At 71.7% G+C, this 12045-nt stretch carries 7 protein-coding genes; 4 read left to right on the top strand and 3 right to left on the bottom strand.

Going from position 1 to position 12045, the window contains the following annotated elements:
- Window positions 1–164 precede the first annotated feature (164 nt).
- From ACFYVL_RS38215 to ACFYVL_RS38205, 3 genes are all read left to right on the top strand, one after another.
- Window positions 165–827, top strand: a complete 663-nt coding sequence (locus ACFYVL_RS38215; protein WP_389253628.1) for a response regulator — start codon at window positions 165–167, stop codon at window positions 825–827.
- Between the two features lie 327 nt (window positions 828–1154).
- Window positions 1155–2210: a lytic polysaccharide monooxygenase gene (locus ACFYVL_RS38210; RefSeq protein WP_389253440.1), complete on the top strand. Its 1056-nt coding sequence runs from the start codon at window positions 1155–1157 to the stop codon at window positions 2208–2210.
- A gap of 144 nt (window positions 2211–2354) precedes the next feature.
- Window positions 2355–3410, top strand: a complete 1056-nt coding sequence (locus ACFYVL_RS38205) for a DUF3533 domain-containing protein (RefSeq protein WP_389253438.1) — start codon at window positions 2355–2357, stop codon at window positions 3408–3410.
- A 141-nt stretch (window positions 3411–3551) separates the two neighbouring features.
- Here the strand turns inward: ACFYVL_RS38205 and adhE are convergent, their stop codons facing one another.
- On the bottom strand, window positions 3552–6146 hold the full coding sequence (gene adhE / locus ACFYVL_RS38200; protein WP_389253436.1) for a bifunctional acetaldehyde-CoA/alcohol dehydrogenase: 2595 nt from the start codon (window positions 6144–6146) through the stop codon (window positions 3552–3554).
- Window positions 6147–6563: 417 nt separating this feature from the next.
- Between adhE and ACFYVL_RS38195 the strand changes: the two genes are divergently transcribed.
- On the top strand, window positions 6564–9398 hold the full coding sequence (locus tag ACFYVL_RS38195) for a M4 family metallopeptidase (protein ID WP_389253434.1): 2835 nt from the start codon (window positions 6564–6566) through the stop codon (window positions 9396–9398).
- Between the two features lie 140 nt (window positions 9399–9538).
- Here the strand turns inward: ACFYVL_RS38195 and ACFYVL_RS38190 are convergent, their stop codons facing one another.
- Entirely contained in the window at window positions 9539–10627 is a 1089-nt protein-coding gene (locus tag ACFYVL_RS38190) for a S1 family peptidase (protein ID WP_389253432.1), read from the bottom strand.
- 296 nt (window positions 10628–10923) lie between these two features.
- Window positions 10924–11940: a slipin family protein gene (locus tag ACFYVL_RS38185; protein WP_389253626.1), complete on the bottom strand. Its 1017-nt coding sequence runs from the start codon at window positions 11938–11940 to the stop codon at window positions 10924–10926.
- Window positions 11941–12045 lie beyond the last annotated feature (105 nt).

The raw sequence follows: 12045 nt of genomic DNA, 5'->3' as shown, positions 1-12045 counted from the left end.
GGTACGGAGGGACAGGGGTGCCCCACGGAGAGGTAGGGGGTGGGGACATGTTGCCGGTGCGTTAAGGAGCTGTCGCCGTTCCGGAACCAACGGACGTTGTGGTCGTTGTGGTCGCGCCCTAGCGTGTGCGCGTGACGAATGTGCTGGTGGTGGACGACGACTTCATGGTGGCGAAGGTGCACAGCCGCTGTGTGTCCGCGATGGACGGTTTTGCCGTCGTCGGGGTCGCCCACAGTGGCGCCGACGCGCTGCGGGCGGCCGAGCGGTTGCGCCCCGACCTCGTTCTGCTCGACATGTACCTGCCCGACATGGACGGCCTCGACGTGCTGCGTGAGCTGCGGGCCGCGGAGGCGCTGGACGCGGGGCGGCCGACGGCGGACGCCCTGTTCATCACGGCGGCGCGGGACGCGGGGACCGTGCGGGCGGCGCTGCGGGCCGGGGCCCTGCACTATCTGATCAAGCCGTTCCACCAGGCGGCGCTGCGCGAACAGCTGCGGCACGTGGCGGCGCTGCGGACCCGGTTCGACGCGCTCGCGGTGCACGGGCAGGCCCGGCAGGAGGACGTGGACCAGCTGTTCGGAACCCGGCCGCCGGGGTCGCGGGAGCTGCCGAAGGGGCTGGCCGCGCACACCGCGGAGCTGGTGGAGCGGACCCTGCGGGCGCACCCGGACGGGCTGTCGGCGAGCGAGTGCGCCCAGGGCGGGGCGCTGTCGCGGGTCAGCGCGCGCCGGTACCTGGAGTACTTCACGGCGACCGGCCGCGCGGAGGTGACCCTGCGGTACGGGGGCACGGGGCGGCCGGAGCGGCGTTACCGCTGGGTGATGTGAGCGGCCGACGGGACACGGCCGGGTGATGTGAGCCGGCGGCGGGACGCGGTGCGGTACCGCCCGTGGGCCTCCGCGCGCCCTGCCGCGGCGGGGCGGGCGCGGCCTCGGCCCGGTCACTCGTGCTCACAGGCGGTCACTTGCGGCCCCTGGTCGGGCGGCCTTCTTAATCGTCACTGAGTGGGTCCTTAAGCAAGCCATAAAGATCGTCATCACCCGCTCCCAGCAGGGGATTTCGCGGTTTCCGGGGTCTAGCGTGCTGTTGCGCCCGGGGAGAACTCCCCCCCTCCCCGGGCCGAGGAAACATTCCCTGCCAAGGAGTTCGCCACGATGTCCACCGCTCGTCGCAAGGCCGCCACGGTTGCCGCACTCGGTCTCGCCCCGCTCGCCCTGACCGGTCTCGCCGCGTCCCCGGCCGCCGCCCACGGCTCGATGACCGACCCGGTCAGCCGGGTCTCGGCCTGCTACGCGGAGGGCCCGGAGAGCCCGCAGTCGGCGGCCTGCAAGGCGGCCGTCGCCGCCAGCGGCACCCAGGCGTTCTACGACTGGAACGCGGTGAACATCGCCAACGCCGCGGGCAACCACAAGTCCCTCATCCCCGACGGCAAGCTGTGCAGCGCGGGCAACGACAAGTACAAGGGACTGGACCTGCCGCGCGCCGACTGGCCGTCGTCCAAGCTGACCGCGGGCAAGCACACCTTCCGCTACAAGGGCACCGCCCCGCACAAGGGCTCCTTCGAGCTGTACATCACCAAGGACGGCTACGACCCGACGAAGCCGCTGAAGTGGTCCGACCTGGAGGCCAAGCCGTTCGTCACGGTCGCCGACCCGAAGATGGAGGCCGGTGACTACGTCTTCGAGGGCACGCTGCCCCCGAAGTCCGGCCGCCACCTCGTCTACAGCGTGTGGCAGCGCTCGGACAGCCCGGAGGCGTTCTACACCTGCTCGGACGTGGTGTTCGGCAAGGACAGCGGTGGTACGGGGAAGCCCGCGCCGGCCGCCTCCGCCCCGTCCGACAAGGACATCGCGGCGGGCGCCGACAAGTCCTCGGTCGAGCACAAGGGACACGGCGACGCCGACCACACCACCAACGCGGGCAGCGCGGGCGGCACCGGTGGCACGGCTGTGAAGCCCGCCGCGCCGAAGGCGGACACCCCGGACGCCCCGGCGGCCCCGGCCGCACCGGACGCCAACGCGCCCGCCCCGCAGGCCGCCGGCCAGGCCCCGGCCCAGGCTCCGGCGGGCGACAACCTCGCCGAGACCGGTGGCAGCAGCTCCACCCCGTACATCGCGGTCGGCGGTGCGGCGGTGCTGGCGCTGGGCGCCGCGGTGATGTTCGGCTCGGTCCGCCGCAGGGCCGCGTCGGGCGGGCGCCACGGCCGCTGATCCGGCTCTCGTGCGCGGGGCCGGTCCGTTCCGGAGGGGGGGAGCGGACCGGCCCCGCGCCTTTGGCGTAACCCCGCCCCTTTTCCTCACCCGTACGGTCCCTCCCCGCCTGCCGACCCGGCGGGGGGCGACGAGCGTGGACTCATGAGTCTCGCCTCCGATTTGAAGCAAGCCGTCACTCCGCGGGCAGCCCTGCTCGTGGTCGGTTGTCTCGCGTTGCAGCTGCTGTTCATCACGAGTTACGTGGGCGCGCTGCACCACCCGAAGCCGAAGGACGTGCCGTTCGGGGTGGTGGTGCCAGCGCAGGCCCCGCCCGAGACCGGCGATCAGCTGGTGACGCAGCTCAACAAGCTGTCCGGCGACCCGCTGGACGCGCGCGAGGTGTCCTCCGAGGCCGAGGCCCGCAAGCAGATCATGGACCGGAAGATCGACGGGGCGCTGCTGTTCGACCCGGCGGGCAAGCGGGACACCCTGCTGGTCGCCTCCGGCGGCGGCGCGGCCCTGTCCCACGCGCTCGGCACGATCGGCGAGAAGTTCGGGGCCGCCCAGCAGCGCACCCAGAAGACGGTGGACGTGGCCCCCGCGTCGGCGGAGGACTTCAACGGCCTGTCCGCGTTCTACCTGGTGGTCGGCTGGTGCGTGGGCGGCTATCTGTGTGCGTCGATCCTGGCGATCAGCGCCGGTTCACGGGCGGCCACCCCGCAGCGGGCGGGCATCCGGCTGGGCGCGATGGCGGTGTACTCGGTGCTGGGCGGGCTGGGCGGCGCGGTCCTCATCGGGCCGGTCCTCGGGGCGCTGCCGGGCAGTGTGCTGGCCCTGTCGGGGCTGGGCGCGCTGGTGGTGTTCGCGGTGGGCGCGCTGACGCTGGCCCTCCAGTCGCTGACCGGGATCGTCGGCATCGGCCTCGCGGTGCTGATCGTGGTGATCGGCGGCAACCCGAGTGCGGGCGGTGCGATTCCGGGGCCGATGCTGCCGCCGTTCTGGGAGGCGATCGGTCCGGCCCTGCCGCCGGGCGCGGGCACCTGGGTGGCGCGCTCCATCGCGTACTTCGAGGGCCACGGCGTCTCCGGTTCGCTCCAGGTGCTGGCGATCTGGGCGATCATCGGCACGGTCGTCACGCTGGTCATGTCCTCGCTGCGCAGACCGGAGGTGGAGGGCACCGAGGGCCCCGGCGCGACCCAGTACCCGCAGGGCGCCTGATGCCGGGCCCCGGGCGAGCGGCTCGCCCGGGGCCCGCCGGGCCGGAGTCGTGAGCGCGGGCGAACCGCGCGAGGGGCCGGCCGACGGCTGCTGCCGTCGGCCGGCCCCTCGGGGGTCACTGCCCCCGGGCGTGCTCGGGGCTCACTTTCCGTAGTACGCCCGCGTCATCAGCGCCTTCATGTCGTCGATCATCGGCATCCGGGGGTTGGCCGGTGCGCACTGGTCGGCGTAGGCGTTCAGGGCCTGCTGCGGGAGGGCCGCCAGGAAGGCCTCCTCGTCGACGCCCTCCGCCTGGAAGCTGTCCGGGATCCCGCACCGGGTGCGCAGGTCCTCGACGGCCCGTGCGTAGGACTCCACGCCCTCCTCCGGCGTCGCGGCCGGCAGGCCCAGCACCTTGGCGATCTCCTGGAAGCGCTCCGGGGCCCGGTAGACCTCGGCCTTCGGCCACGGGGTGGCCTTCGCGGCGACCGTGCCGTTGTGCCGGATCACGTGCGGCAGCAGGAGGGCGTTGGTGCGGCCGTGGGCGACGTGGAAGGTGTTGCCCAGGGTGTGGGCCATGGCGTGCACCAGGCCGAGGAAGGCGTTGGCGAAGGCCATGCCGGCGACGGTCGACGCGTTGTGCATCTTCTCGCGCGCCTCGGGGTCGTTGGCGCCGTCGGTGACGCACCGCTCCAGGTTCTCGAAGATGAGCTTGACGGCCTGGAGGCACAGGCCGTCGGTGTAGTCGTTGGCGTACACCGAGACGTACGCCTCGGTGGCGTGGGTCAGCGCGTCGAAGCCGGAGTCGGCGGTGACCTTCGCGGGCAGCCGCATCGGCAGCGTCGGGTCGACGATCGCCACGTTCGGGGTGAGCGCGTAGTCGGCGAGCGGGTACTTCTGGGCCGCCTCCGGGTCGGAGATCACCGCGAAGGGGGTGACCTCGGAGCCGGTGCCCGAGGTGGTCGGTACGGCCACCAGCTGCGCCTTCTCGCCCAGTGCGGGGAACTTGTAGGCACGCTTGCGGATGTCGAAGAACTTCTCCTTCGTGTCCGCGAACTCCACCTCGGGGCGCTCGTACATCAGCCACATGATCTTGGCGGCGTCCATCGGGGAGCCGCCGCCGAGGGCGATGATGGTGTCCGGCTGGAAGTCCCGCATCATGGCCGCGCCGGCCCGCACGGTCTCCAGCTCGGGGTTGGGCTCGACGGTGTCGATGACCTGGAGGACGACCCGGTCCTCGCGCCCGTTGAGGATGTCCGTCACCCGCTGGACGAAGCCCAGCGCGCTCATCGTCTTGTCGGTGACGACGGTGACCCGCTTCATCCCGGCCATCTCGCCGAGGTAGCGGAGCGCGTTGCGCTCGAAGTAGATCTTCGGCGGGACCTTGAACCACTGCATGTTGGTGTTGCGCCGTCCGATCCGCTTGATGTTGAGGAGGTTGACCGCGGTGACGTTGTTCGACACCGAGTTGTGTCCGTAGGAGCCGCAGCCGAGGGTCAGCGAGGGCAGGAACGCGTTGTAGACGTCGCCGATGCCGCCGAAGGTGGAGGGCGCGTTGACGATGACGCGGACCGCCTTGACGCGCTTGCCGAACTCCTCGGCCAGTTCCTCGTCCTCGGTGTGGATGGCGGCGCTGTGCCCGAGTCCGTCGAACTCGACCATCTGGGCGGCCAGTCGGAGGCCGTGCTCGGTGTCCTTCGCCTTCAGGGCGGCGAGGATCGGCGACAGCTTCTCGCGGGTCAGCGGCTCGCCGGGGCCGACCTCGGCGCACTCGGCGATCAGGATCGAGGTGTCCTCGGGGACCTGGAAGCCTGCCTGCTCGGCGATCCACTGGGGGGACTTGCCGACGACCGCCGCGTTCAGCTTGGCGCCGCCGCAGTTGGCCCCGTACGCCGTGGTGCCGAAGACGAACTCCTCCAGCTTGGTCTTCTCGGCGGCGCTGACCACGTAGGCGTGCAGCCGCTCGAACTCGGCGATGCCCTTCTCGTAGATCTCCGCGTCGAGGACGACGGCCTGCTCGGAGGCGCAGATCATGCCGTTGTCGAAGGCCTTGGAGAGGACGATGTCGTGCACGGCGCGCTCCAGCTTGCCGCTGCGCGCGATGTAGGCGGGGACGTTGCCCGCGCCGACGCCGAGGGCGGGCTTGCCGCACGAGTAGGCCGACTTGACCATGGCGTTGCCGCCGGTGGCGAGGATGGTGGAGACGCCCTCGTGGTTCATCAGGAGCCCGGTGGCCTCCATCGAGGGGGTGTCGATCCACTGCACGCAGTCGGCGGGCGCGCCCGCCGCGACGGCGGCGTCCCGCACGATGCGGGCGGCTTCGGCCGAGCACTTCTGGGCGGAGGGGTGGAAGGCGAAGACGATGGGGTTACGGGTCTTCAGGGCGATCAGCGCCTTGAAGATCGTGGTCGAGGTCGGGTTGGTGACCGGGGTCATCGCGCAGACCACGCCGACCGGCTCGGCGATCTCGGTGATGCCGTTGAGTTCGTCGCGGCCGATCACGCCGACGGTCTTGAGGCCCGCCATGGAGTTCGTGACGTGCTCGCAGGCGAAGAGGTTCTTGACGGCCTTGTCCTCGAAGACACCGCGGCCGGTCTCCTCGACCGCCTGGGTCGCGAGGTCCCCGTGGGCGGCCAGCGCCGCGAGGGAAGCCTTCTTGACGATGTGATCGACCTGCTCCTGGTCCAGTCGCTCGAACGCGGTGAGCGCGGTGAGCGCTCCCTGCACGAGTCCGTCGACCATCTCCTGAGCCTGCATGACAGGCACTCCTTCGCTGCGGTCCTCTTTGTGATGCCTCCATTCCACTGCCTGTCAGCGTCCCGGCAGGTCGGCGAACGCCCTCAACCGGCGGGCCCAAAGCCCCTCGCATTCCACGGCACACTCCCCCACACCTGCTTTGAGCTGCGGAAACAGCACAGGACCAAAGACCCTTGAGTGCTTGTGAAAACTTTCACAAGATTTGATCGATTCCGGCGCACCCTCCCCTGCCGACGCCTGCACGGACACGGAGAGTCACCACCCGGCGGCCGGTACGACACCCGCCCGCACCCCCACAAGACCCTGCCCACAAGTGGGCATCCCCGGATCTGGACAGGACTTATTCCTTGATCAACATCCCTGCAACACCTTGCATGAACGATGAACGGCGCAAGCGACCAGGGAAGTGGGAACACCGTGAACAGAACCAGACCCCTCAGCCGGATATCCGGGGTCGCCGCGCTGCTCGGCGCGGCGGCCCTGCTGGTGGGAGTACTGCCCGCGAGCGCGAGCGCCGCGGCCCCGCAGCAGCCCCCGGCGGACGTCGTCCCCGGCGAGGGCACCGCGACCCCGGCCCTGGTGGACGGCCTCGCCGAACCGGCCGCCGGCACCGGAAGCCCGGCCGACGCGGCGCGCGGCCACCTCGCCGCGAAGAAGGGCCGGTACGCCATCGCCGACCCGGCCCGCGACCTCGCCCCGGCCTCGACCGTCGCCGACGGCAGCGCCGAGACGGTCCGCTTCCAGCAGAAGCACCGCGGCGTGGAGGTCCTCGGCGGCCAGTACCTGGTGCGGATGGACCGCCAGGACGGCGGCCGGGTCGTCACCGGCACCGCCGGCCGTTACTTCACCGGGCTCGACGTCACCACCGCCCCCGAGGTGTCCGTCGGCGTCGCCGTCGCGCGGGCCGTCGCCTCGGTGCGCGGCGAACTCGGCTCCCCCGGCGCGCCCCGCCTCGTACCGCAGCGCACGAAGGCCGGAGCGCAAACCAAGTCCCCAAGCCTGGAAGGGACTTCACGCGGGCTCGTGGTGCTTCCCCGGGGCCGCGGCGTGCTCACCCACCATGTGACCGTGACCGGCTTCGACCCCGTCGCCAAGCGGCCCGTCAAGCAGGAGGTGTACGTCGACGCCCGCGCGGGCCACCCCGTGCTCTCGTACTCCGGCATCCGGACCTTCGGCGCCGAGGGCGCGCGGCAGGGCGCCCCGGACGCGCCCGCGGCGCGGCAGGAGGGGACGGCGGCGGCCGGGGCGGGCGGCGGGAAGCCGTCGAAGGACCGGTTCCCCGGCACCACCGGCAAGGGCGTCAGGCTGGACGGCACGAAGGTGGACCTGGAGATCGCCCAGGAGGGCGGCGGCTATCTGCTGCGCGACCACCGGCGCGGCTGGCAGACCAGCAAGAACACCCTCAGCACCTGGGACGCCACCGGCGTCGACGTCGGCGACGCGTCGGAGAAGTGGCCGGCCGGGATCAAGGAGGTGTCCTCCCCCACCAAGAAGTTCGGGAAGGCGGCCACCGAGTCCGGCGCCGTCGACGCGCACTGGGCCGCCGGTGAGGTCTACGACTACTTCCGGCAGAAGCACGGCCGCGACAGCCTGGACGGGCGCGGCATGGCCATCAACTCCCTGGTGGGCGTCACCGAGTACGGACTCCCGTACGTCAACGCCTTCTGGGACGGCGAGAAGATGGTGTACGGCGGCGGCAACGAGGAGTACAAGACCCTCTCCGCGGACCTGGACGTGGTCGGCCACGAGATGACGCACGGCGTCGTCCAGCACACCGCGAACCTCGTCTACACCGGCCAGTCGGGAGCCCTCAACGAGGGGATCGCCGACTACTTCGGCAACGCCATCGACGTCGACCACGCGAAGACCCCGGCCCGCGACGCCGGCCTGATCGGCGAGAACCTCTGCCGCACGCTGAAGCCCCGCGAGTGCGCCATGCGCGACCTCAACGACGGGCGTACGACGTCCAAGGACTTCCTCGGCGTCACCCACGGCAACGACAACGGCGGCGTCCACCTCAACTCGACCATCGTGTCCGGCGCCCTGTGGGACATCCGCGAGGAGCTCGGCGGGAAGAAGGCCGACCGCATCGTCTACAAGGCGCTCACCTCGTACCTGACCCCGCTGGACGGCTTCACCGCCGCGCGCCGCGCGACCGTCGCCGCCGCCAGGGAACTGGGCGTGAAGGGCATCCAACTGCGAGCCGTGGAGCGGGCGTTCACCGCGCACGGCATCGTGCCGGGCTGGGAGGAGGCGATCGGCGTCGACTCCGACCCGCTGGCCACCGACCTCAACACCAAGGGCGTCGCGGCGGGCGCGGGCGGCGGCTGGTGGGCCGCCTCCCGGTCGAACGACGAGGGCAGCGAGGCGTACTCGGTGTACGCGGGCCGCACCGACGGCCGGGGCACCGCCACCAGGATCAGCCCCAACGACGGCCGCTACCACGTCTCCCCGGACACCGACGGCACGACCGTGGTGTGGGTGGCGGTCGGCGCCAAGGGCTCCGAGGTGCTGTCCCGGCCGCTCAGGGGCGGCCCGGTGCGCACCGTCCGCAGCACCGCCGCCCTCGCGGGCGCGGTCCACGTCTCGGGCACCACGGTCACCTGGCAGGAGGCCGACGCACAGGGCCGGCCCCGGGTCGCCTACCTGCGCGGCAACGAGCGCGAACCGCACTTCGTCGACCACGGCGACGCGGACGTCGTCACCGCACTGCCCACCGTCAGCGGCGGCAAGCTGGGCTACGCCAAGGTGTTCCGCAACGCGGAGGGCTACCAGGACGTCTCCACCGAGATCCTGGACCTGGCCACCGGGAAGCAGACCCTGCTGCCGGCCAAGGGCGGCATGCTCGGCATCTCCTCCCCCGTGATCACCGGCAAGCACCTGTACTGGCTGGTCGACGACATCATGGACGACAACCGGCAGACGCTGCGCCGGGCGAACCTCGACGGCACCGGGATGACCGACATCGTTCCCGAGGACTCCGACCGCTCCTACATCTGGACGCTGGACGCCACCGACCAGGCCGTCACGTACTCCTACTGGAAGCCCGTCATGGGCGGCGGCTGGTCCAACGACAACCTGCCCAAGCTGGTGCAGAGCGACATCGACGGCAGGACCGCGCAGCGCGTCTCCTGCAACCGGGGCGAGCAGTACGGCGGGGCCGCCGACACCGGCACCCGGGTGGTGTGGATCGACGGCACGACCGGCCACACGAACCTGGTGACCAGGGACCGCCCGGCGGGCCGCTGCTGACCCTGCCCCGGACCGGGCGGCACCGACCGGGCACGGTCAGCGCGGTCGGCAGGGACAGCAGAGGGACAGCAGTACGGAAGGCCGGAGCCCCGGTCCGCACGGTGTGTGCGGGCCGGGGCTCCGGTCGGGTCCGGGCCGGATCAGCCGATCTCGGTGCCCGTCGCGGCGAGCGCCGCCGGAACCGGCTGGAAGAACGTCTCGCCGCCGGCCGAGCAGTCGCCGCTGCCGCCGGAGGTCAGACCCAGCGCGGTGTCGCCCGCGAAGAGCGCGCCGCCGCTGTCGCCGGGCTCGGCGCAGACGGTGGTCTGGATGAGGCCGTTGACGACCTGTCCGTCGCCGTAGTTCACGGTGGCGTCGAGGCCGGTGACCTCGCCGTCGTGGACCTGGGTGGTGGAGCCGCTGCGCTGCACCTTCTGGCCGACGGTGGCGTCGCCCGCCTTGGTGATGGCCTGGGTCTTGCCGTTGTAGAGGTTCACCTCGCTCGGGTGCGGGGTGTCGCCGGTGTACTTCACCAGGCCGTAGTCGTTGCCCGGGAACTTGGAGTCGGCGGTGGTGCCGATCGCCGAGCCGCCCTGCTTGTCCGACCAGCTCTGGATGTCCGCGGTGCAGTGGCCGGCCGTCAGGAAGTGCGGCTCACCGCCCTTGGTCACGTTGAAGCCCAGCGAGCAGCGCGCGCTGCCGCCGTAGATGGCGTCACCGCCCGCGATGAGGGGCTTGAACTCGCCCTTGGACTGCTTGAGCTGGGCCTTCGAGCCGAGCTCCTGGACCGTCCTGGTGAGCTTGGCGAGGGCCGCGCCCTTGACCGTGCGGTCGGCCGTCACGACGACCTTGTTGCTGACCGGGTCGGTCGCCCAGGACGTGCCCGGGATCGACGCCTTGCCCGCCAGGGTGGTCCGGGCCGCCTTCAGTTCGGCCAGCGTGTGCTCGACGATTCTGGCCTGGCCGCCGGCCGCGCGGACGGTCTCGGCCGCCGCCTTGTCGGTGACGTTGACGACGAGGTTCTTCGCCTTCGCATCGAAGTACGAACCGGCCGCGTCCGCACCGAGCTGCTTCGCCAGGGACGAGGCGAGCTGAGTGGCGCCCGTCGCGGACAGCGTCTTGAGGGCAGGCGTGGGGGCGCTGCCCTCGCTCGCGTTCGCGGTCTGGAAGGTGATGCCCGTGGCGACCAGAGCGACGACCGCGGCTCCTGCCGCGGCCGCGCGCCGCTTGGGTATGCGTCGGTGCTTCACAAGTGACCTCCTGTGGGGGGTCCGGGCCCGGAAGTGTGGGGGTGGGCCCGGGTGAGGCCCCACTATTCCCAGCCCGGACGGGGGCACACAAGGTCGACTTCCAGACGCGCACACGACAACTACCGCACGCCCCCTTTCCCTTGACATGCCCACTACGCGGCCGGGTTGGGCCCGCCGGGTCGCATTCGCGAACACCCGGGGCCACCGCGGACCACCCCAACGTAAGGTCTACGCCTGTCCGGTACTCACCACTTCCGCCCCGCTCACCGGGGCCCCGCGCCCCCGGGCGGCGCCGCTCACTCCCCGGCCGGCTGCTCGGAGACCTGCTCGCGCGGTACCGGCTCCACCTGCTCGCCCGGTACCGGCCCCACCTGTTCGCGCGGTCCGGACACCACTTGGTCCTCCGGTACGCCCTCCACCGCCTCCCGGGGTCCCGGCCCCGGCCGCACCCCGGCCCCGGCGGTGTCCGGCGCCCCGGAGACGGAGTCCGTCCGGGCCTCGGGTTCGCGCTCCGCCGCCGCCCCGGCCCCGGGTTCCGCCGAGGCCGGTCCCGCGGGGGCCGCGCGCTCCAGGAACCTCAGCAGCTCCACCGGGAACGGCAGCACCAGCGTCGAGTTCTTCTCGGCCGCCACCGCCACCACGGTCTGCAGCAGCCGCAGTTGCAGGGCGGCCGGCTGTTCCGACATCACCCCGGCGGCCTCCGCCAGCTTCTTCGACGCCTGGAGTTCCGCGTCGGCGTTGATGATGCGGGCCCGGCGCTCCCGGTCCGCCTCCGCCTGCCGGGCCATCGAGCGCTTCATGGTCTCGGGCAGGGACACGTCCTTGATCTCCACCCGGTCGATCTGGACGCCCCAGCCGACCGCCGGGCTGTCGATCATCAGCTCCAGCCCCTGGTTGAGCTGCTCCCGGTTGGAGAGCAGGTCGTCCAGGTTGCTCTTGCCGATGATCGAGCGCAGCGAGGTCTGCGCCATCTGCGAGACCGCGAAGCGGTAGTCCTCGACGCGGACCAGCGCGTCCGCCGGGTCGACCACCTTGAAGTAGATGACGGCGTCCACCCGTACCGTCACGTTGTCCCGGGTGATGCCGTCCTGGGCGGGCACGGGCAGCGTCACGATCTGCATGTTCACCTTGGCGAGCCGGTCGACGAACGGCACCACCATCGTGAACCCCGGCCCCCGCACCGAGTCCTTGAGCCTCCCGAGCCGGAAGACCACCCCCCGCTCGTACTGCTTGACCACCCTGGCCGCCGCCAGTACGTACACGGCCCCCGCCCCGGCGACCGCCACACCCGCAGCCAACAACTCCTCGACCATCACGGCCCCCTGGAGTACCAGAACTCCCACTACCTCCGGACATGTCCCAAGAAGAAGGTAACTCCGCACGGTGACAGTCGACAGGCCCCCGCCCGGAGGAGTCCG

The organism is Streptomyces sp. NPDC004111 (genome assembly GCF_042874215.1).
Classification (GTDB): domain Bacteria; phylum Actinomycetota; class Actinomycetes; order Streptomycetales; family Streptomycetaceae; genus Streptomyces.
The sequence above is the reverse complement of the archived record's forward strand: the minus strand, read 5'-3'. Positions and strand labels throughout refer to the sequence as shown.